Here is a 19,989-nt window from a genome sequence, read left to right as displayed (position 1 = left end):
GAATAGGTTATGTTGAATTCCGATGTCTTGGATAGCATCAGATGCTATGCTGAGGATACCAACCAAAATTCCCTAGAACTGTTATTTGCCAATCTTGAGATACGCCTCTACAATCGAGGTGAATTTTTTAAGCGAACGCTCAAATACAATTCCATTTTGTTTGTTCACAAGATTCCAGAAAGTCCAAATTTGCAGTTAGAAATAACAGATGAGACCGTTTTTGGGTTTTGTTTTTCGTTTAAAGTACCTGGACCATTGCCATTTTATCGCGGGATTATGGAGCAAATCCCTAGTCCTTTACATAGCGGACATATTGAGATAGAAAGCGATAGATTGTTTTTTGATTTCGAAAACGGCGGCCCCAAAAACAAGCATCAGATATCCTTGAATTTTTCCTATACCCATTTACAGCGATTCCAAATCACTGAAAGTCAAGACACAAAAAAACCCTATTTCGTAAAAAATAGGGTTTTGTAGTAGCGAGAGGGAGACTTGAACTCCCGACCTCAGGGTTATGAATCCTGCGCTCTAACCACCTGAGCTACCTCGCCAAAATGCGGTTTTGCGGGTGCAAATATAAAGTTTAATTTTTGCTGAATCAAAATTCATTTTAATTTATTATTTGATATTTATTTTTATATCTTCCCAAACCATAGAATGATTTTTGAAAAGGAAAAATAGAACACTAAATGAGCGATAAGGTTAAATTTGAAATAGAGTTTGTAATTCAAGCGTCCCCCCAGTTGCTTTACCAATATATATCCACTCCCTCTGGATTGTCCGAATGGTATGCGGACAATGTGAATTCGCGTAGCGAAAAATTCACCTTTATTTGGGATGGAGCAGAGGAAGACGCTAAAATGTTGAAGCGCAAAAGTGATGAATTTGTAAAGTTTGCATGGGAAGACAATGAAGACGATAGTTTTTTTGAAATGCGCATCATCGTGGATGAGATAACCAAAGATGTTAGCTTGTTTATTACCGATTTTGCAGAGGAAGATGAAGTGGATGAGGCAAAAATGCTTTGGGAAAATCAAGTATCGGATTTAAAACAAGTGCTAGGTTCCAAATAGGGATTCTGAAGTATAACGTATCTTTGGTCCCGATTTAATCGGGACTTTTTTTATGGTGAATTTTAATGGCAAACTCGTTGCCAAACAGGAAGACATCTTAAGCGCTGAAAATAGAGGCTTTAAGTATGGCGATGCGCTATTTGAATCGGTTCGCTTTGTAGCAGGGACCATTTTTTTTTGGGAAGACCATTACTTTAGGTTAATGGCTTCAATGCGGATTCTCCGTATGGAAATCCCTATGGAATTCACCTTGGAGTTCTTGGAATCAGAAATTAAAAGAACAGTACAAAAGAATGGATTGGAGGATGGTCCTGTGCGAGTACGCATAACCGTTTTCCGAAATGATGGTGGACTATACAATCCATTGAGCAACAACGTTTCTTATCTTATTGAAGCCGTTTCAATGGATGCTTCATTTTATCTTTTGAACGATGGCCCTTACGAAGTTGAACTGTTCAAGGATTATTATGTGAACAAGGATATGTTGTCCAATTTAAAGACCACGAACAAGATTTTGAATGTTGTGGGTAGTGTTTTTGCCAAAGAAAATGGTTACAATAATTGTTTGCTCATCAACAACGACAAACAAGTTGTGGAAGGCATCAATGGGAATTTGTTTATTGTTAATGGGAAAACCATCAAAACGCCTCCTTTACAAGACGGCTGTTTAAATGGGATTGCTAGAAAAAAAGTCATGGACGTTATTGAGGCCAGTGAAGAATTGGAATTAGCGGAATCATCAATTTCTCCGTTTGAACTTCAAAAAGCGGATGAAATGTTCCTTACCAATAGTATCCAAGGAATAGTTACCATCTCAAAATATCGTAAAAAAGAATATGGGAATTCAATGGCCAAATCTTTACTCGGTAAACTCAATGCCAAGGCCCGATTGGAATCTTAGTTTAATGAGGGGTTTTCAGGAGAATTGGACCATAATAAATAATCACCCCCCAGTTCTACCATTTTTTCTTTCCAAAAGGCATTGGAACTTTTTTCCAGAATACCACTTTCGTATTCATTTTGAACCACTACCCAAGATTTAGAAGATAATTCATTGTCCAATTGATCTGTACCCCAGCCTGAATAGCCCAAGAAAAACCGGATGTCCTGTTCGGTTATTGTTCCACTGTTGATGAGTTCAACGGTTTTTTCAAAATTCCCGCCCCAGTAGATACCGTCGGAAATTTCGATGCTGTCATCAATTAACTCAGGAACTTTGTGGATAAAATACAGATTATCCTGCTCAACAGGACCCCCATTAAAGACTTTGAAGGGAATTGTGATTTCAGAAATAAGATCACAAATATTGTAATCCAATGGTTTGTTTAGAATAAACCCAACAGAACCTTCGTGATTATGTTCTGCCAAAAGGACCACGGACCTGTTAAAGGAAACATCTCCCGTAAGAGCCGGTTCCGCGACCAACAACCTTCCTTTTATGGGTTTTAAGCTTACCATTTAAATAGCTACTCGTTAATTAAATGTAATATAATATTGGTTAACTACAAAAAACCTAAGGAAGGGCCTAAACTAAAAAAGCACTTCCGAATGGAAGTGCTTCTGTATATTGTATAACCTATCTGATTAGTTTACAGAGCCGCTCAATTCAGCTCCAGCTTTGAACTTCACAACGTTCTTTGCCGCAATTTGGATAGTTTGTCCAGTTTGTGGATTTCTACCTTCTCTTGCATTTCTCTTAGATACTGACCAAGATCCAAATCCTACTAAAGAAACTCTGTTTCCTTTTTTAAGTGATCCCTCTACGTTCCCCAAGAAAGATTCCAATGCTTTTTTGGCTGCTGCCTTAGTGATGCCAGCATCGGCTGCCATAGCATCGATTAATTCTGTTTTGTTCATAATGGAATTAAATTAATTGTTGTTAAAATAATTTTAATGCTGAACAAATTTATACGGATTTGCCTCAAACGCAAGTAAAACCTAGGGAAAGTGAGCTTTTTGTTGATAACTTGAAATGTTTGTTGATAAAGTGGATGGAAAAGGAGCAGATTTTGTCAGCCTAGTAATAATAAGGGTTTAGCGAAGATGCGCATCTTTATCCAAATTTAATCCATTGAGCAATGCTTTAACTTCCATTCTACGCTTTCCGGGTAATTGTATTTCCAACAAATGGAGATAACCATCTGTTACTGCAACTTTTAGTCGATTGTTTTCAACCAAAAGCTGACCAGTTTCCAATGCGTGATTTGCCAATTCCTTCTCAGTTTTGAAAATTTTGATAGTGTCTTCTTTACCTTCATTCATAAAGTAACACCATGCAGCAGGGTAGGGGCTTAATCCACGTATGTGATTATGGATGTTGACCAAGTCATCATTCCAATTTATCTGACAGGTGTTTCTATGGATTTTATGTGCAGGTTTCAATGTCGGAACTTCCTTTTGAGCTATACTTTTTACGTTGCTGCCCTCAATTTGCTTACAAGTTTCCACTACTAGCTTGGCACCGGTCAACATTAGACGGTCATGCAATGTGCCTGCATTATCATCTGGGTGAATGGGTTCTGTTCGTTGCATGATGATACCTCCAGTATCTATTTTATCATCGATGAAAAAAGTAGTCACACCAGTCTCTGTTTCACCATTGATGATCGCCCAGTTAATTGGCGCTGCTCCACGATATTGTGGTAATAATGAGGCATGTAAATTAAACGTGCCATATTCAGGCATACGCCAAACTACCTCTGGAAGCATACGAAATGCTACTACAACTTGTAAATTGGCATTAAGTTCACGAAGCGCGTTGACAAAACCCTCATCCTTTAAATTAGTGGGTTGTAAAACCTTTAATTGCTGTGATAGTGCAAATTCCTTGACCGCCGATGCTTGGAGTTTTCGGCCTCGACCTGCCGGTCTATCCGGAGCAGTAATCACCCCAACTACCTCTAAATTGGCCTCTATTAACGCTTTTAGACTTGCAACCGCAAAATCCGGAGTGCCCATAAAAACTATTCGTAAAGGTCTAGTTGTCAATTTCATATTCGTTTTTCGAGTTCATTCTAATTCTTTCTTCTTCGAGAAGCTCTTTTAGTGACGTCAAGAGTGAACCAGCCGTTGTAGCTAGTTCATTTTCCAATTGCCGAGAACTCATGGGTTCTGCTCTCAATGCTTCAAGAATTAGTTCCTTAAGTTTTTTTGTAGGATTTGAATGGTCCTTGATGCAAATATCGCATGTCCCGCAATCATTCTTAGGACTTTCACCGAAATAACTCAAAATAAAGTTACTTCTGCACCTTTTCGTATTGTTTACATACGCCAGCATTGCAACCAAGTTGTCCTGTTTTACCTTGTTCAGTTCCTGAATGTTTGTAGCAATGGGGTTAATAGCTCTATCGTCTTCTCTAGGAACAAGAAATTGAATTTCCAGGTCGCTTTCTACGCATTCATAGTTGGCTACGCCGTCTAATTGAAGCCGCTCTAAAACCTTTTTGATAACCAACTCGGGTTTCCCTGTTTTTTTGGTAATCAAACCCAAATTGATTTTTGTATCGTAATCTGTTATTCCCCCGTACGTTCGTAATATGGTTTGTATAATTGGGGCATCCGTTTCATTGGCGCTCAAATATTGGAAAATTCCATTTCTTGAGGCAACAAACTGTAGGCTGACTTTCTCTGAAAAATTTTCTGAAAGTGATAGTATCGAATTTTGGTCGAGTATTCGTAATCCATTATAGGTCAAATTAGGATTGAGTCCGTAACGATCGCAAAAATTGTTGAATTTGAATACCAAGGGTTCAGAAGTTGATTCCCCGAATGAAATTTGAAAGTAATTGTTCAATTTCAAATAGAGATCTTTTACAAATGGTACATCTGGTAGTGAGGCGATAAATTGTTGTTCTGCCTTAGAGGCATCTTCTTGGTTTATTATTAATACAGCTTCAGCAGTTTTACCATCCCTTCCTGCCCTTCCTGCTTCTTGAAAATAACTCTCAATACTATCAGGAATTTGATAATGTACAACACATCGGACGTTGGCTTTGTCCACGCCCATACCGAAGGCATTGGTTGCCACAATACACTGTACTTCACCAGATAACCATTTGTTTAGTTTCTTTGTTTTTTCTTCTTTTGGAATTCCACCATGGTAAAAGGTAGATGACACGCCAAACTTGTGCAAAAAGGTAGATAAGTTTATGGTCATTTTTCGGGAACGTACATAAACAATGGAACTCCCACTGACCTGCTCAAGGATACGTTTCAGTTGATAATTTTTGTCTTCCGTTTTTTTTACTCGAAAACTGATATTGTCCCTAGAGAACGAGTCTTTATAGATTTGGGGTTGATTCATTTGGAGGTTCTCCAATACATCATCAACCACACGTGGAGTTGCTGTTGCGGTCAGTGCAATAAAGGGAGTACCTGGTGCAAGTTCGCGTAAAACGGCACATTCCAAATAGGCTGGTCTAAAATCGTTTCCCCATTGCGAAATGCAATGTGCTTCATCAATCGCAATTAAATTGATGTTCATTTCATGGATACGGTTTTGGACTATTTCTTGTTGTAGACGTTCTGGGGATAAATACAAAAACTGATAATTTCCATAGATACAATTGTCCAATAGGTCGTTCAGTTCTGAAAACGGAATTCCACCTGTTAATGCAATGGCTTTTATCCCCTTTTCTTTTAATTGACGGACTTGATCCTGAATCAAGGCCACCAGGGGTGATACCACAATGCAAATTCCTGGAAGCATAAGGCCCGGAACTTGATAGCAAATCGATTTTCCCCCACCGGTTGGCATTAGGGCTAAAACATCATGACCGGAAATCACCGTGTTGATGATATCCTCCTGGGAACCTCTGAAAGAATTGTGTCCCCAATATTTTTTTAAGATGGTCTTGGTATCTTTTAGCACTAATTGGATTTGATTTGATCTAAAACAAACGAAACTCTTTTGTCTATTGGATCTTTTGGTACAAGAATGGGATCATAACCAAAACTTGTATACGTCTTCATTAAGGCATCATGTATCTGCTCTGCTTCTTCAAAGGACTCTAACCGTTCATTGTCAGAAACATAAATTTCGCGCCACGGTGGAACGATGAACACCGAATCATATGGATGATCTTTGCAAGCTTGAATAAAGTCTTCGCCATAAGATTGATCAAAGAAATCCATATAGGCCAATACATCTGGGATACCACGATCAAAAAAAGAAATAGGAGCCTTAAGATCCAAGGAGTTTATATAATGATTGGTTCTTCCTTCTAATAGATCCTTATTGAACTGCATGGCATCATCAACAAATACCAGGGGATTCGATATGAATGTATCCGGCTCTCCTTCTTTTTTTGCCTTGGAGGTCATATCCCTTATAATTTCATGGAAACAATGATGCCCATATGCTGCCAGCCCATTGATGATGGATGTTTTACCAGTACCCGGTGCTCCCGTTATAACGACTTTATGGTTCTTCAATACGTAATAATTCTAGGCACAAAGTAATGAAATAGGGTTAAGGAAAAAAAATTACCAACTAAGCCATATCTTTGCAAAAACTTGTGTAATGGATAAAGAAAAATCCGAAGAATTTTATGCTCGTCTAAAAGAGCAATTGCTGGAAAACACCAAATGGCCTTCTAAATATCTATACAAGTTCATTGTACCGTCCGATACAGATAAAACTGAACGAATACATTCAATTTTTGATAACACTGGAGCCGTAATTGAATCAAAAAAATCAAAGAAGGGCACATATACAAGTATTTCAATTACGGTGCATTTGGAAAACCCGGATGCTGTTATTGAAAAGTATAAGGAAGTTTCCAAGATTGAAGGTGTCATTTCACTCTAGCTGCATTTGCCATAATTTTTAGTATTTTGCGAACGTTATAGGAGAGACTTCCCTTTGATAAATTCATTAAACCCACTTAATTTGAATTCAGTAGATAATTTAGAATATAATACAGAACGTCCTAAACTTCATATTCCTGAGTACGGGCGCCATTTCCAAAAGATGGTAGATCATGCGGTTTCCATTGAAGATCGTGAGGAACGGAACAAGGTAGCCAAGTCCATTATCAGCGTTATGGGTAATCTTCAACCTCATTTACGGGATGTACCTGATTTTCAGCACAAACTTTGGGACCAACTTTTTATCATGTCCGATTTTAAATTGGATGTGGATTCGCCGTTCCCAATTACCTCAAAAGAGACATTACAACAACGTCCTGAACCATTGGAATACCCTCAAAATCATCCGAAATATAGATTTTATGGGAATAACATCAAACGCATGATTGATGTTGCCATTAAATGGGAAGAAGGGGATATGCGTTCCGGATTGGAGTATGCTATTGCCAACCACATGAAAAAATGTTACCTGAACTGGAACAAGGATACAGTGGAGGACCAGGCCATTTTTGCACACCTTAAAGAACTAAGTGACGGTCAAATTGATTTGGCACCACGCGGTGAGAACTTGACAGATAGTGGACAGTTCTTGAAAAATCGCCTTGCTAAGTCCAACAGAAATGGTGGAAGCAACAAAAAAGGTCAGCGTAACAACAGAGGTAAAAAAAGGTATTAAATTCCGTAGTCATCCATGGGTACATTTAGGATAGAAGGTGGACACCAACTTCATGGTGAAATCACACCTCAAGGAGCAAAGAATGAGGCACTTCAAATTCTTTGTGCGGTTTTGTTATCCGCAGAAAAAATCACCATCAATAACATCCCCGATATTGTTGATGTAAACAAATTGATATCCCTATTGGAAGATTTAGGGGTGAAAATCCAAAAAAAAGGTAAGGGAACCTATACGTTCAAAGCAGATGATATTAATTTGGATTATCTGCAAACGGATCAATTCAAGCAGGATGGTCGTGGTTTACGCGGCTCAATAATGCTTGTGGGCCCATTGTTGGCTAGATTTGGCAAGGGTTACATTCCAAAGCCAGGAGGTGATAAGATTGGCAGACGTCGATTAGATACACATTTTGAAGGCTTCATAAAGCTTGGTGCAAAATTCCGCTACAACCGGGAAGAATATTTTTATGGTGTTGAAGCCGATAAACTGAAGGGCACGTATATGCTTTTGGATGAAGCTTCGGTAACGGGCACGGCCAATATTGTAATGGCCGCTGTGCTTGCTGAAGGGACAACCACCATTTATAATGCTGCCTGTGAACCCTACTTGCAACAATTGTGTAAGATGCTTAATCGCATGGGGGCAAAAATTTCAGGTATTGGGTCTAATTTGTTGACGATTGAGGGTGTGGAATCCTTGGGAGGTACTGAGCATACCATGCTTCCAGATATGATTGAGATTGGTAGCTGGATTGGTCTGGCTGCAATGACAAAGAGTGAATTGACCATTAACGATGTGAGCTGGGATGATTTAGGTCAGATTCCAAATGCCTTCCAAAAATTAGGAATCCAATTGGAACGTCGTGGAGATGATATTTTTATTCCCAAACATGAAAATGGCTACGAGGTCCAAAACTATATAGATGGATCTATACTTACCATTGCGGATGCACCTTGGCCAGGATTAACACCAGATTTATTGAGCATACTTTTGGTTGTTGCCATCCAAGCCAAAGGCGAGGTAGTAATCCATCAAAAAATGTTTGAAAGCCGATTGTTCTTTGTAGATAAATTGATTGATATGGGCGCTAAGATTATACTATGTGATCCACACAGAGCAACGGTTATCGGCCATAACTTTCAATCTACTTTGAAGGCAACTACAATGGTTTCCCCGGATATTCGGGCAGGTGTCTCTCTATTGATTGCCGCATTATCTGCAAAGGGTACTTCAACAATCAACAATATTGAACAAATTGACCGTGGGTATGAAAATATAGACGAGCGATTAAGGGCGATAGGTGCAAAGATTGTTCGTGTATAATCAATTGGACATTTCGGCACGATAAGTGTTTGGTGATTTGCCCACATACTTCTTAAATGTTGTCGAAAAATATTGGGAAGAACTAAAACCTAAGGAATAAGCAACTTCCGTAACAGATTTAGCTTGAAGCAATTCAGTCTTTGCATGCTCAATTTTTAATCGATTGATGTATGCCCTTGGGGACGTACCTAGTTTTTCCTTGAACCATGATTTAAAGTAGGCCGTAGAGAGATTTACTTGATTCGCCAATTCGTCTACATAAATCATGCGGTTTACATTTTCATTGATATAGCTCTCTAACGCGATAACGCGTTCGGCAGGGACTATTAATTGTGGATTTTTGGCGAGTAACAGCGTATCTAAAAGTATTTGAATCAATAGCTGACTTACATTTAGCTTCCCCAAGGTATCCAATTCCTGTTCCAATAGATTTTTGAGCTTAAGCAGTGTTGCCTTTAAGGAGCGAGATCCTGAGAAAACCCTTTTAGATTGTTTATCCAATCCCGTGAGCAAGTACTTTGAATGTTCCCTTGATAAATGACACAAAGGTGTCGTTTTTGGGTCTACTATTACTTGCAGCCAATAAAGTGCCCCAATATCTTCTGGATACGTTCCTGTGCTGTGATTCGTGTTTGCAGGAACTATTAATATGTCATTTCCTTTCAATTTTACCATCTCACCATTCAGGTCATAGTATTGTTGCCCTCTTAGGCAATAACATATTTCCATAACATTCTGATGGCTATGGACTTCAAGTTCTGGTTCAACGGAATTGTAGTTATAATATCCAAAATCCCTAAAGCCAGAAAAACCCATATCAGAAAGCTTAAATACTACGCGTCTATTTGTTTGATTTTGTGGCATTCTGTATAAAAAAGTAAGGTACTATAAAATTGGAAGATTTTACTTCTTTTTCATTGTTACTTTGAAATCAAACAAATTAATATTCCATGGATGAAGGATTTATTTTTGAAACAAGGCTATTTTAAAGTTCAAAAACTGATAAACCCTTATGAGGTTAAACAACTTCAGGAGCTTTATAATAATCTGCTGGAAGACGAAACAAAAACCGAAGGATTACGAAGTGACTTGGCAGGCGGGGATAGTAATACCGAGCGGATAACCCAAATTATGCGTCCTAGTATGAATGAACCAAAATTACTGCAAACCAATACCTATGAGTTGGTTACGACTATTGTCAAAGATTTATTGGGCCCGGATATGGAACTGGATTTTGATATGTTGATTAACAAGGCACCACATACAGATACGCCAACTCCATGGCATCAAGATGCCGCATATTGGATAAAGATGCCGGATAAGCGATCTGTTAGTTGTTGGATTGCATTGGACAACGTTTATGAAGCTAATGGTTGTATGTGGTTTATTCCGAAAGGAAATGATCAAGTTTTGCCACATAAACCTAGTGCAAAGGGAGGTGCATTATGTTGTGAAACCAATGTTGATAATGCTGAATGTATACCTTTGGATGAAGGTGGATGCACCTTTCATGATGGTTTTACTTTTCATTATAGCAAAGGCAACTCCACAAATACGCAAAGGCGGGCATTAATCTTGAATTTTAGGCCTAAAGACATGATTTCATTGGAGCGAGAACAAGGGGTGGATCATACAGGCGAGCGAAAAGTAAGAAACAAATAGCTTATGGAGATAAAATGGATTTACCCAAGATGGGGAAGCGCACAATTGGATTGGAAAGTCTTTTTGGCCAAAGTTAAATCACATGGTTACCACGGCGTAGAGATAGATTTACCTCTAAATAACAGTAAAAACGAGATCATTTCAATTTTACGGGAGTTCGGATTGGAATTTGTTGGCCAGCATTGGGAAACACAAACTGATGATTTTACGGCGCATAAAAAACAATACGAAACTCATTTAAGAAACCTTGCCGAAGCTAAACCCTTATTGATAAATTCCCATACTGGACGTGATTTCTTTACGACGGCCCAAAACTTGGAATTGATTCAATTGGCGCAAAGTATTGAAACGGAAACCGGTATTCCTATTGCACACGAGACGCACCGATCACGTTTTCCCTTTGCCGCCCATATTTGTAAATCGTATTTGAAACAATTGACACATTTAAAATTGACTTCAGATTTATCGCATTGGTGCTGTGTTGCCGAATCATTGCTTGAAAACCAACAAAAAGCTGTAGCAATGGCCATAAAGCATACGTTTCACATTCATGCCCGTGTCGGTTCCAGTCAATCTCCTCAAGTCATCGACCCACGCAATGCTATTTATTCTAAGGAATTGGAGGTGTTTAAAAGTTGGTGGAAAGCCATGTTGGAAAACGCAAAATCCTCTGGTCGAAAGTGGATAACCATTACGCCAGAATACGGACCCGTTCCATATGCCTTGCGTCATCCACAAACCGATGAGATTATGGGTGATCAATGGGACATCAACCAATTCATAAAACAACAAATAGAAGAATCATGGCATCAGGAATGACTCCAATTATTGGGATCATCACTGTCATTTGGTGATAGACCGAGGATATCTCCTTTGGTATCGACTCCCAAACCAACAACACTTCTGTTCACATAGTTGAAATAGCTGGTTACCTGATTGATTTCCAATATTTCTCCATCCGTAAATCCAACGGTTCTAAGATGTTCAATGTCCTCACGGCAGATACTTGAGTGATTCAATGTGAGCTTTTTAGCATAGCTGCTTCCAGCAAAATAGGCTTCAGATAAAGCCTCAGTAAGATTATCCGCCATAACACCTACTTTGAACTGCTCTGCGCGCTGGTCATCATTCAATAAGCGTTTGAAACCTTCAAAATGGTGTTCAAAACAATAGCTGCATTGATTCAAATGACTTACATAAACCCCAAGAGCCTCCAAATACCATTTGGGTAGTTGGTTGTTGGAATTATGCAAAACGTTTTTGTACAAGGCCATATGCCCAACGAGCGTGTGCGGTCGTAAACTGTGTATGCCCAGCACATTATCTACATTATTGTTCGGTCCTTTTACCCGGTCGTAGATTCGTTTTAAATCAGGTGTGGCCTCTTCGTAAGTAATAGTTTTGATCCAAGCCATTCTAGTACATGGTATTAGGGTTTGCGGATTTTTTTGGTACTTGCTGAATGGCATCCCAATGCTCGCAAATTTTACCGTTTGCATCAAATCTAAAGAAATCCATAGTTACGTATTCATCATTTCCTGGCCAGGTTTGATGGGTATGTAGCGCTACTAAATTTCCTTCAGCAATGCAACGCACAAATTCAATGGATTTTTGTGGATACTCGGTTTGCATGCGTTCAAAATATCGTATAAACCCTTGGGTCCCATCCGCTACATCAGGGTTGTGCTGTATGTATTCATTCCCGACGTATTTTTCAACTGCCAATTGCGGATTACCTAGATAAGCAGTCTTGTAAAATGCAATTGCATTTTTTTTGTTTTGTTCTATGCTCATAGTTGAGTGGCATTTTAAGTTTTGAGAATCAACTCTGCTTTCAAATGTATTTTAATTTTGGAATTTAGACTGCTTGTTTGGAGTCAAACGTTTGATGTATTCCTTGTTTTGGAATTAATATGGTCACACGTGTACCTGTTTGTTTTCCACTGTTGAGGTTTTCGATTTTCAATAGTTCCTGGTCAGTGTATTTTTTTAGGGCTTGGATGCGCTTTTCTGTAATGGCCATTCCCCGTGAAGGTTTTTTTCTTTTGCTGGCAATGGATTTCTGTATTCCCACACCATTATCCTCAATTTCGCAGATAACAAAAGCATCGGAATCTTTAAAGTTTACACGAAGGGTTTTGTCCCCATCTTTTGGCATTAATCCATGTATAATGGCGTTTTCAATATACGGTTGTACCAATAGCATGGGTAATTCATGTTCTTCTATATCCAGATTTTCGTCTATTTTGATTTCATATTTGAAGGAATTGTCAAAGCGCAAGGATTCAAGTTCCAAGTATATTTTAAGTAACTCCATTTCTTCTCGAAGCACGAGACTTATGTTTATTGAACTTTCCAGTACTTGACGCAATAATTTGGAGAATTTGGTCAGATATTTGAGCGCATTGACTCTGTCATTGGTAGTAATTAAATATTGAATGGAATTCAAGCTATTGAATATGAAATGCGGGTTCATTTGCGCTCGCAGCATACGCTTTTCAAGCTCTGAATTAATGGTTTCGATCGTTTTATTTTGTTTGGAGATCATATCATTTTTCTCCTCCAAAACCGCATAGGATTTTTTCTTGATTCTGAACTGGCGGTAAATCAATCCTGCGGTGACCAATAATAAAAGTGTGATAATTAATAAGTACAACAATCTTTTTTGATTGGATGCGACTTGAGTATTCAACAGTTGCAGTTCAAGGGCATTTTCTTTTAGTTCCTTGTCTTTTAAACTTACATCATGTCTTATTTGGAGTTGCTGTATTTCTTTAACCTTGGTCGCGTTCATCAAGCTATCACCATAGGCCATGGTCCTATTTAAATGATGGATTGCAGTTGGTAATCGATTGGCTTTTTGATGTATTCGAAATGCTAAATCATGGGATTTTCTGAAAAGCGAATATTCGTTAAGCTCCGCAACAAGATCTAGATTTTCATTAATGCTGGTTATAGCGTCTTGGTACCGTTCTTGTTCAAAACGTAAATTCGCGAGATTGTAATAGTATAATGCTATTTGTGGTTTTAGTGATAGTTGTTCTGCAATTTTCAATGATTTTTGAAAATAGAATTCGGATTTGTTCCAATCCTTTAATTTTAAATAGCATCCTCCTATATTGGCATATGTCCTACACAAATCTAAGTTGTTCTTTATTTTTTTTGCGTATTCGGCTCTCCGTAAATTTTTTTCCAATGCGGCTTCATAATCTCCACTGGCAAAATCCATAACAGCTAAATTTGCCAGTACGGAATTTTCCGTGTCGTCCCGGCTTTCATCCGATGCTTCATCAATTGCTTTTTCAAAATGTTCAATGGCTTTTTCTTTGTTTTCCAGCAAATCGTAGAGAATACCAATATTCACATGCAATGGTGCATTTTTAATTCCCAAGGAATCTATGATTTCCAAGCTGTTTAGATAGTTTTCAAGACTGGTGGAATAATCACCTAATCGTTTATAAACAATACCTGAGGTTTTGTGCAATTGAGAAAGTCTTTCCAAATTATTATGTTCCCTGGCCAATTGTATTCCCTGGCTTAAATAATTAAGGGATTCCACATAATCCCCAGCCATCCCATAGGTGATTGCCTTTTGATGTATACCGTCTATTTCACCGTTTGCGTAGTCAATTTTTTTTGCTGCAAGAATGCTCTCATCAAAAATGGCAAGGGCGCGGTCTTTATCATGATCACGTACCAAGTCACCTTTTTGCAATAGAAGCTTAACCCTGTTGGTGTCCTTGGCTTTAACTAATAATTCGGAAATACTATCGATGGTTTTAGTCTGAGCAACAAGCGTCGTAATTTTACAGCTAAAAACAAATACAAACAGTGTAACGTAACACGTCAATTTCATAGGGAATAGATGATTTATGGAGAGGCTGTAAACTTAAATTTAGGCAATTCCCATGACGAAAACCAGCAAGAAAGGTAAACGTCTCATTAACTTACAGATTTTAACAAGCCAAGGATTACAATCCGTCATCAACATTGCAATAGTGGTCGCTTGATAGAGAATACTAAAACTTTAATGTAAGAATATGACGAACTAAACCAATATTTTTTGGATAGTTGTCCAGTTAACCAACTGAATAGCTGTTGAATCAACTAATTTTTTAGCTAACTCACTGGTAAAGAAGTCGTAATCAATTTGTCGCCAGGCAGCCCCAAAATTTGGGTGATTTACTGTTATGCCCTGCATTTCCATATCATCAAATGCCGTATGTATAAGGATTACATTAAATCCTTCAATCAGATTATCAAAAACACTTTCATAATAATCCCAAAGCTTCCCTTTTTCAAAGTAGGCCATATCACCAATATGTACTTTATCCACAGGTATCGCATTTACCGATAAAGGTTCTTTGTCCTCCAAACCAACCATATCGGTTAAATCCCTGCCACGTTGTATGGGAAGTTTGTATCTCTCACCCAGTTCTTTATATACTTCAAAAAGATCTTGACGGGAACCCACACTATACATATGGGAATCCAGATGCGATGGAGTAAGGCCATAGGACAGGAAGGTCTCAATCTGGGCGGTAAGTTCTTTTTTTACATCAGCAACCGTTGCATATTGTTGCACCTCTTCACGTTTTTTATAAAAATGACCGTTTGCATCAACCAAGGAAGGAACTTCCGAGGCGGGTAGAGTAGGACCGAATCGATAGCGTTCCCATTCACAAGTCAGCGTAAGGTGCACTCCATGATCACAGTGTGGGTGTTTTTTTGCCCAGAGTGCCATTTCATAAAACCAGGGACACGGCACCATAATGCTATATGAATTGACCACACCCTTTACCAATGATTGCATTGTGGCCAAGTTTTCAGAATGGGATAATCCTGCATCATCCGCATGGATCATCAATAGTTTGGTATTAGCGGGGTAGCCTAGTTTTTGGGCCAGGTTCATATGATACCTCCTTTTAAAGTTTTGCTATTTTTCGATTAGGGTTCCGTCAGGATACTTTGCAAAGCGACCGCTATCAGCATCATGTACATTGTCTGGATAAGGCCAAGGCCATCCACCAAATTGTGTCAGACGATATTCCTCCATGGCTTGCTGGATTTCTTCTTCGGTGTTCATGACAAAGGGACCGTATTTTGCCACAGGTTCATCAATAGGTTTACCTTGAAGCATAAGAAAATGAGCTTTTTCTGAGCCAATTCTGATCGTCACTTCTTGAAATGGGTCTAAAGCGATTCCAAAATTTGCATTTATCTTTTGGTCACCAATAAATATTTCAGAACCTTCATAAAAATATAAGGTACGGGTGGCTAAAGTGTCAATTTTTGGCAATACATACTCGCTGTTGGCGTCCACATGTATGTTCCAAACAGCTACCTGATGTTCATCCTTTGCCGCCCAAGAATTTGGAGCAGGATCATTGGCTTGGGTGCCTTTGTAATTCCCAGCTATTATTTTTATTTGGGCATTACCTTCATCAATAATAGGGATATCTTCGTGCCATAGCATTTTAAAATACGGTTCCACAAACTTGTCTGCTTTCGGTAGATTCAACCAAATTTGAAATAATTCCAGAGGATTGTCAGTTTCGGTATTGAGTAAGGGAAACATTTCAGAATGTTGTACGCCCCTTCCGGCCGTCATCCATTGTACATCTCCCTGTCCAAATCTACCAGCGGCACCTAAGGAATCTGAATGGTCACAGAACCCTTTGTTAACTATTGTAATGGTTTCAAATCCACGGTGCGGATGATATGGGAAACCTGGAATGGTTTGACCATGATACATGCGCCATCCATCTTTTATGGTAAAATCATTACCAATGTTACGTCCTTCCAAAAGTTTGGAATCAGGACCCAATTCGCCATTACCTTTTGGATAATGATCTAAATGATAGACACAGAATAAAAACGGATCTTGGGTTTGCCAGGGAAAACCTAATGCAAATGTCTGTAGTATAGGATTTGCCATATCTTATATTGGGTATTTCTAATGATTTGTAGTGTTTATTTCCAATTAATTGCTCATGGGGACTTTGCTAATTTTATTCTGGTTTCGTAGCAACATGTGCAATGAATTTGGTTGTTAGGTATTTTTGATTCCAGGTACCATTTTCATAGTCGCCAACGGTATAGTTGTATGTGTTTTCATTAACGTATTCCCAATAATCGGTTACAACGGATTCACCATAGCGGTAGGTGTAAATGATATCTTTACCATTTACCGTAACTGTACCTTCCGTTAAACCTCCAAAAACATCAAATTCCCAAAACTTCACGGAATTAGTGGCCGTATCAAATTTACGTACACCATGATTGCGAGGGCCATAGGTGGTTTGCTCCTGATTGGTGTATCCATTGGATTCTGCGATTACAACTTGATCGTTTAGTCCAAACCGGAATGTAATATCCTGTTTGAATTTGGAACCATCACCCCAGTTTCCTTCGGCGCTCCAGGTTTTACCCATCAAGGGTTCAAAAAATGATAATTTTGATTCCTGCCCCTTAAGCTGAAATAAGCCTGCAAAAAGCAGGCTTATTAAAAATATGTTTTTCATTACAATTAATTACTACCAATTGGTGGAGGACCATCTATCATGGCCTCGTATTTTTCATCACCTTTTCGTGTTTTGTATTCTTCTTTGACTTTTTCGACCAATTTTGGGTTTTCGAATAGATCCGCCATGGTCATTGCCATAGCTTTAGAAGCATATACCATTCCCTTGTGGCCAATGCTCATTCCACCACAAGCAACCACAGCCCAGGAATGCCAAGGTGTGTCCTTAGGAGCGACAGTAACGCTCAAATTAATGTTTGGTACATTCCAACTAACGTCGCCAACATCAGTTGAGCCGCCACCAGGGTTCTTTTCTGTTTCGCGTAGTGGTTCAATTTTGCTATCCATACCTACTTCTGGTTTACCAGTGGCCTTTTGAATTCCTTTTCCAAAAGCGACCTCCTCATCAGTGTAGGATATAGGTCCTAGTAACTCTAGGTTGTTTTGCATGATTTCTCCACCTGCTCGATTTACCAGGGTTTCATAGATGCCAGAAACCAAGGATATTTTATAATCTACGTCAGCCATAATTGCTGCGCCTTCCGCCATTTTCTTTACTCTTTCATAGGTGGGGAGCATAACCTTTCTCTTTGGATCTCTTACCCGAACCCAGATTTTGGAATAATCCGGTACCACATTCACTACCTGACCTCCATCTTGAATGTGATAATGGATTCTGGAAGTGGGTTTTATATGTTCTCTATAATAATTCATACCAGTAGTGTAAAGCTCTAATGCGTCGGAAGCACTTCTTCCATTCCATGGATCTGCAGATGCATGTGCTGCCTGACCATAAAACTCAACGATAAAATCGATAAGCGATAGCCCACTTTGTACATCTGCTTCAATATTGGCACCTGGATGCCAAGAAACATTAACATCAACATCGCTCCAAAGCCCAGCTTGCACCATCCATACCTTTGCAAAATATTTCTCTTCAGCTGGTGTTCCTAAGAATTTTACGGTTCCCTTTAGTTTTCCAGATTCAATTTGTTCTTTTATTGCGATTGCTGAGCCTAAACTTGCAGCCCCAAACATATTGTGTCCACAACCGTGACCAGGTGCACCATCTATTCTTGGGTCCTTGGTGGGTACTGTGTTTTGCGATAGGCCTGGAAGTGCGTCAAACTCACCTAGCACACTAATGACCGGTTTACCTGAGCCATAAGTCGCAGTAAATGCAGTGGGAATTCCAGCCACACCTCTAGTAACGGTCAATCCGTTTTTTTCAGCGTAGGAAGCAAGAACTTCTGCCGATTTGGATTCATTGAAAGCAGTTTCCGCATAAGCCCAAATAGAATCGCTGATTTTAATCAAGTTTTCTTTGTGCGATTCTACCGATGCGATAATAGCTTTCTTGGTGGAATTCATTTTTTGTGCCCCTAGATTTACCGATAGTAAACCTAGTAGCATTAGGGTTGATAGTCTTTTCATTATTTGGAATTTTGAATTAGTCCGAAATCAGGAAGGTTTGCGCTTTCCACCTCATTTTAAATTAAACTTGGCAAAAGCAATAAAACCATCTTTAAAAATACTGAAAATGAATCAACCGACCGCTGCTTTATACACTTTTAAGCAGCGTTCTCTGGCAAATTTATGGTCGACAATTTGCTGGGGATAGGTAAGTTCTTGAAATTCAGGCACCCACTTTTGTATATAGGAGCCATGAGCATCAAATTTGTCCATTTGAAGCTTTGGATTGAAAATGCGGAAATAAGGAGCTGCATCTACACCTGAACCGCATGCCCACTGCCAATTACCAACATTACTTGCGAGCTCATAATCCAATAATTTTAGCGCAAAATAGGCTTCGCCCCATCTCCAATCAATCAATAAATGTTTGCATAAAAAACTCGCTACAAGCATACGAACTCGGTTGTGCATGTATCCAGTTTTGTTCAATTGGCGCATTCCGGCATCCACCAACACATATCCCGTTCTTCCTGTTTTCCAAAGATTGAATTCCGATTCGTTGTTTCTCAATTGGATTCGGTCATATTTTGGTTTAAAGGCTTTGGTGACCGTATGCGGAAAATGCCAAAGGATATGAATAAAGAACTCACGCCATATCAGTTCACTTAAAAATGTTTCATTATCAGATTTTAATGCGACCTCAACCATTCGCCTAATAGAAACAGTCCCAAACCTTAGATGCGGACCAAGATGTGATGTGCCATTATCCAACGATGGGATATTTCGTGTTTCCTCGTAGTTGTCGATTAAATCGGCTTGTATGTTATATTCAGGAACAACTTGTTTTGATCTCTCAAAGCCGATATCCTCAAGTTCCAGAAATGGAAGCGGAGTGGCACTTAGGAAATTTGTAAATCCATCAATCCCATAATTTTTTAAATGTTTGCTAGGATTCAATTGCTGCAACCACTTTTTCTTATAAGGTGTATAAACTACATAAGGAGTACCATCATCTTTTAAAATTTCATTTTTTTCAAAAATCACATGATCTTTAAAGTGTTTGAAAATTATACCGTTGTCATTAAGTAAACTTTGAATTTCTTTATCTCTTTTGACGGCATAAGGTTCATAATCTCGATTGGTATAAACAGCTTCAATGACTAACGTCTTCATTAGTTTTTTGAAGATGTCAATGGGTGTACCCTTATAGCATGCTATTCCGCTTCTATGCTGTTGCTGTAATGATGCATTTAATCGCCTAAGACAATCATGGATAAAAGTTACCCTTGCATCGGATTTTGGTAATTTTTCCAGAATTTCATTGTCAAATATGAAAATGGGTAAGACCTGTTTACTTCGCTCCAAAGCATAGCAGAGCGCCGCGTTGTCCTCCAAACGCAAATCCCTTCTAAACCAAAAAATGGACACGGGCGTACTCATTGGTAAATACT

The 19,989-nt window shown here is 38.9% G+C and carries 22 protein-coding genes and 1 tRNA gene; 8 read left to right on the top strand and 15 right to left on the bottom strand.

What is annotated here, in order from left to right:
- Window positions 1–9: 9 nt before the first annotated feature.
- Window positions 10–477, top strand: coding sequence for a hypothetical protein (locus M3P19_RS06305; protein ID WP_249656784.1), 468 nt, complete (start codon window positions 10–12; stop codon window positions 475–477).
- On the opposite strand, the gene M3P19_RS06300 is transcribed toward M3P19_RS06305, so the two are convergent.
- Window positions 478–551, bottom strand: a tRNA-Met gene (locus M3P19_RS06300).
- A 138-nt stretch (window positions 552–689) separates the two neighbouring features.
- On the opposite strand from M3P19_RS06300, the gene M3P19_RS06295 reads away from it, so the two are divergent.
- Window positions 690–1,073, top strand: coding sequence for an START-like domain-containing protein (locus tag M3P19_RS06295; protein ID WP_249656783.1), 384 nt, complete (start codon window positions 690–692; stop codon window positions 1,071–1,073).
- Between the two features lie 52 nt (window positions 1,074–1,125).
- Window positions 1,126–1,974 (top strand): aminotransferase class IV, encoded by an 849-nt coding sequence (locus tag M3P19_RS06290; RefSeq protein WP_249656782.1) that lies wholly within the window; start codon window positions 1,126–1,128, stop codon window positions 1,972–1,974.
- On the opposite strand, the gene M3P19_RS06285 is transcribed toward M3P19_RS06290, so the two are convergent.
- The 5 genes from M3P19_RS06285 to M3P19_RS06265 all read right to left on the bottom strand — a co-directional run bounded on the left by M3P19_RS06285 (window position 1,971) and on the right by M3P19_RS06265 (window position 6,506).
- A complete protein-coding gene (locus tag M3P19_RS06285) occupies window positions 1,971–2,531 on the bottom strand; it encodes a YqgE/AlgH family protein (RefSeq protein ID WP_249656781.1) in 561 nt (186 codons plus the stop codon). The genes M3P19_RS06290 and M3P19_RS06285 overlap by 4 nt on opposite strands.
- A gap of 126 nt (window positions 2,532–2,657) precedes the next feature.
- The gene (locus M3P19_RS06280) at window positions 2,658–2,930 is read right to left on the bottom strand and encodes an HU family DNA-binding protein (RefSeq protein WP_138832494.1); all 273 of its coding nucleotides are present in this window, start codon (window positions 2,928–2,930) and stop codon (window positions 2,658–2,660) included.
- A gap of 177 nt (window positions 2,931–3,107) precedes the next feature.
- Window positions 3,108–4,067 (bottom strand): methionyl-tRNA formyltransferase, encoded by a 960-nt coding sequence (gene fmt, locus M3P19_RS06275; RefSeq protein ID WP_249656780.1) that lies wholly within the window; start codon window positions 4,065–4,067, stop codon window positions 3,108–3,110.
- The gene (locus tag M3P19_RS06270; RefSeq protein WP_249656779.1) at window positions 4,051–5,943 is read right to left on the bottom strand and encodes a RecQ family ATP-dependent DNA helicase; all 1,893 of its coding nucleotides are present in this window, start codon (window positions 5,941–5,943) and stop codon (window positions 4,051–4,053) included. The genes fmt and M3P19_RS06270 overlap by 17 nt, the downstream gene beginning before the upstream one ends.
- The gene (locus M3P19_RS06265; RefSeq protein ID WP_249656778.1) at window positions 5,943–6,506 is read right to left on the bottom strand and encodes an AAA family ATPase; all 564 of its coding nucleotides are present in this window, start codon (window positions 6,504–6,506) and stop codon (window positions 5,943–5,945) included. Before M3P19_RS06265 ends, M3P19_RS06270 begins: the two co-directional genes overlap by 1 nt.
- 88 nt (window positions 6,507–6,594) lie before the next feature.
- Between M3P19_RS06265 and M3P19_RS06260 the strand changes: the two genes are divergently transcribed.
- The 3 genes from M3P19_RS06260 (at window position 6,595) to murA (ending at window position 8,940) form a co-directional block, all read left to right on the top strand.
- Complete coding sequence (locus M3P19_RS06260) at window positions 6,595–6,882, top strand: DUF493 family protein (protein WP_249656777.1); 288 nt, start codon at window positions 6,595–6,597, stop codon at window positions 6,880–6,882.
- A gap of 81 nt (window positions 6,883–6,963) precedes the next feature.
- The gene (locus tag M3P19_RS06255; RefSeq protein WP_249656776.1) at window positions 6,964–7,617 is read left to right on the top strand and encodes a DUF4290 domain-containing protein; all 654 of its coding nucleotides are present in this window, start codon (window positions 6,964–6,966) and stop codon (window positions 7,615–7,617) included.
- 15 nt (window positions 7,618–7,632) lie between these two features.
- On the top strand, window positions 7,633–8,940 hold the full coding sequence (murA, locus tag M3P19_RS06250; RefSeq protein ID WP_249656775.1) for a UDP-N-acetylglucosamine 1-carboxyvinyltransferase: 1,308 nt from the start codon (window positions 7,633–7,635) through the stop codon (window positions 8,938–8,940).
- Here murA and M3P19_RS06245 read toward each other — a convergent pair whose 3' ends face one another.
- Window positions 8,941–9,804 carry an AraC family transcriptional regulator gene (locus M3P19_RS06245; protein ID WP_249656774.1) on the bottom strand — a complete coding sequence of 288 codons (864 nt, stop codon included), beginning with the start codon at window positions 9,802–9,804 and terminating at the stop codon, window positions 8,941–8,943.
- Window positions 9,805–9,894: 90 nt separating this feature from the next.
- On the opposite strand from M3P19_RS06245, the gene M3P19_RS06240 reads away from it, so the two are divergent.
- Both M3P19_RS06240 and M3P19_RS06235 read left to right on the top strand, forming a co-directional pair.
- Window positions 9,895–10,602, top strand: a complete 708-nt coding sequence (locus tag M3P19_RS06240; RefSeq protein ID WP_249656773.1) for a phytanoyl-CoA dioxygenase family protein — start codon at window positions 9,895–9,897, stop codon at window positions 10,600–10,602.
- A gap of 3 nt (window positions 10,603–10,605) precedes the next feature.
- Window positions 10,606–11,421 carry a sugar phosphate isomerase/epimerase family protein gene (locus M3P19_RS06235; protein ID WP_249656772.1) on the top strand — a complete coding sequence of 272 codons (816 nt, stop codon included), beginning with the start codon at window positions 10,606–10,608 and terminating at the stop codon, window positions 11,419–11,421.
- Here the strand turns inward: M3P19_RS06235 and M3P19_RS06230 are convergent.
- From M3P19_RS06230 to M3P19_RS06195, 8 genes are all read right to left on the bottom strand, one after another.
- On the bottom strand, window positions 11,412–12,017 hold the full coding sequence (locus M3P19_RS06230; protein WP_249656771.1) for a carboxymuconolactone decarboxylase family protein: 606 nt from the start codon (window positions 12,015–12,017) through the stop codon (window positions 11,412–11,414). The genes M3P19_RS06235 and M3P19_RS06230 overlap by 10 nt on opposite strands.
- 1 nt (window position 12,018) lies before the next feature.
- Entirely contained in the window at window positions 12,019–12,396 is a 378-nt protein-coding gene (locus M3P19_RS06225) for a nuclear transport factor 2 family protein (RefSeq protein ID WP_249656770.1), read from the bottom strand.
- A gap of 64 nt (window positions 12,397–12,460) precedes the next feature.
- A complete protein-coding gene (locus M3P19_RS06220) occupies window positions 12,461–14,458 on the bottom strand; it encodes a tetratricopeptide repeat-containing sensor histidine kinase (RefSeq protein ID WP_249656769.1) in 1,998 nt (665 codons plus the stop codon).
- Window positions 14,459–14,650: 192 nt separating this feature from the next.
- Window positions 14,651–15,514, bottom strand: coding sequence for a polysaccharide deacetylase family protein (locus tag M3P19_RS06215; RefSeq protein ID WP_249656768.1), 864 nt, complete (start codon window positions 15,512–15,514; stop codon window positions 14,651–14,653).
- A gap of 24 nt (window positions 15,515–15,538) precedes the next feature.
- Window positions 15,539–16,540, bottom strand: coding sequence for a pirin family protein (locus tag M3P19_RS06210; protein ID WP_249656767.1), 1,002 nt, complete (start codon window positions 16,538–16,540; stop codon window positions 15,539–15,541).
- 73 nt (window positions 16,541–16,613) lie between these two features.
- Window positions 16,614–17,126: a hypothetical protein gene (locus M3P19_RS06205; RefSeq protein WP_249656766.1), complete on the bottom strand. Its 513-nt coding sequence runs from the start codon at window positions 17,124–17,126 to the stop codon at window positions 16,614–16,616.
- A gap of 5 nt (window positions 17,127–17,131) precedes the next feature.
- Complete coding sequence (locus M3P19_RS06200) at window positions 17,132–18,559, bottom strand: amidohydrolase (RefSeq protein WP_249656765.1); 1,428 nt, start codon at window positions 18,557–18,559, stop codon at window positions 17,132–17,134.
- Window positions 18,560–18,670: 111 nt separating this feature from the next.
- The gene (locus M3P19_RS06195; RefSeq protein ID WP_249656764.1) at window positions 18,671–19,978 is read right to left on the bottom strand and encodes a cryptochrome/photolyase family protein; all 1,308 of its coding nucleotides are present in this window, start codon (window positions 19,976–19,978) and stop codon (window positions 18,671–18,673) included.
- Window positions 19,979–19,989 lie beyond the last annotated feature (11 nt).

This window comes from Flagellimonas spongiicola (assembly GCF_023502425.1).
GTDB classification, from domain to species: Bacteria; Bacteroidota; Bacteroidia; order Flavobacteriales; family Flavobacteriaceae; genus Flagellimonas; species Flagellimonas spongiicola.
This window is presented reverse-complemented; position numbering and strand designations above follow the sequence as displayed.

What these genes read in the sequence shown, in the direction of transcription:
- M3P19_RS06280 (WP_138832494.1), bottom strand. Translation starts at nt 2,930, where the DNA reads ATGAACAAAACAGAATTAATCGATGCTATGGCAGCCGATGCTGGCATC.
- M3P19_RS06230 (WP_249656771.1), bottom strand. Translation starts at nt 12,017, where the DNA reads ATGGCTTGGATCAAAACTATTACTTACGAAGAGGCCACACCTGATTTA.
- M3P19_RS06215 (WP_249656768.1), bottom strand. Translation starts at nt 15,514, where the DNA reads ATGAACCTGGCCCAAAAACTAGGCTACCCCGCTAATACCAAACTATTG.
- M3P19_RS06290 (WP_249656782.1), top strand. Translation starts at nt 1,126, where the DNA reads ATGGTGAATTTTAATGGCAAACTCGTTGCCAAACAGGAAGACATCTTA.
- M3P19_RS06235 (WP_249656772.1), top strand. Translation starts at nt 10,606, where the DNA reads ATGGAGATAAAATGGATTTACCCAAGATGGGGAAGCGCACAATTGGAT.
- M3P19_RS06225 (WP_249656770.1), bottom strand. Translation starts at nt 12,396, where the DNA reads ATGAGCATAGAACAAAACAAAAAAAATGCAATTGCATTTTACAAGACT.
- M3P19_RS06195 (WP_249656764.1), bottom strand. Translation starts at nt 19,978, where the DNA reads ATGAGTACGCCCGTGTCCATTTTTTGGTTTAGAAGGGATTTGCGTTTG.
- M3P19_RS06260 (WP_249656777.1), top strand. Translation starts at nt 6,595, where the DNA reads ATGGATAAAGAAAAATCCGAAGAATTTTATGCTCGTCTAAAAGAGCAA.
- M3P19_RS06295 (WP_249656783.1), top strand. Translation starts at nt 690, where the DNA reads ATGAGCGATAAGGTTAAATTTGAAATAGAGTTTGTAATTCAAGCGTCC.
- murA (WP_249656775.1), top strand. Translation starts at nt 7,633, where the DNA reads ATGGGTACATTTAGGATAGAAGGTGGACACCAACTTCATGGTGAAATC.
- M3P19_RS06240 (WP_249656773.1), top strand. Translation starts at nt 9,895, where the DNA reads ATGAAGGATTTATTTTTGAAACAAGGCTATTTTAAAGTTCAAAAACTG.
- fmt (WP_249656780.1), bottom strand. Translation starts at nt 4,067, where the DNA reads ATGAAATTGACAACTAGACCTTTACGAATAGTTTTTATGGGCACTCCG.
- M3P19_RS06200 (WP_249656765.1), bottom strand. Translation starts at nt 18,559, where the DNA reads ATGAAAAGACTATCAACCCTAATGCTACTAGGTTTACTATCGGTAAAT.
- M3P19_RS06220 (WP_249656769.1), bottom strand. Translation starts at nt 14,458, where the DNA reads ATGAAATTGACGTGTTACGTTACACTGTTTGTATTTGTTTTTAGCTGT.
- M3P19_RS06205 (WP_249656766.1), bottom strand. Translation starts at nt 17,126, where the DNA reads ATGAAAAACATATTTTTAATAAGCCTGCTTTTTGCAGGCTTATTTCAG.
- M3P19_RS06245 (WP_249656774.1), bottom strand. Translation starts at nt 9,804, where the DNA reads ATGCCACAAAATCAAACAAATAGACGCGTAGTATTTAAGCTTTCTGAT.
- M3P19_RS06305 (WP_249656784.1), top strand. Translation starts at nt 10, where the DNA reads ATGTTGAATTCCGATGTCTTGGATAGCATCAGATGCTATGCTGAGGAT.
- M3P19_RS06285 (WP_249656781.1), bottom strand. Translation starts at nt 2,531, where the DNA reads ATGGTAAGCTTAAAACCCATAAAAGGAAGGTTGTTGGTCGCGGAACCG.
- M3P19_RS06210 (WP_249656767.1), bottom strand. Translation starts at nt 16,540, where the DNA reads ATGGCAAATCCTATACTACAGACATTTGCATTAGGTTTTCCCTGGCAA.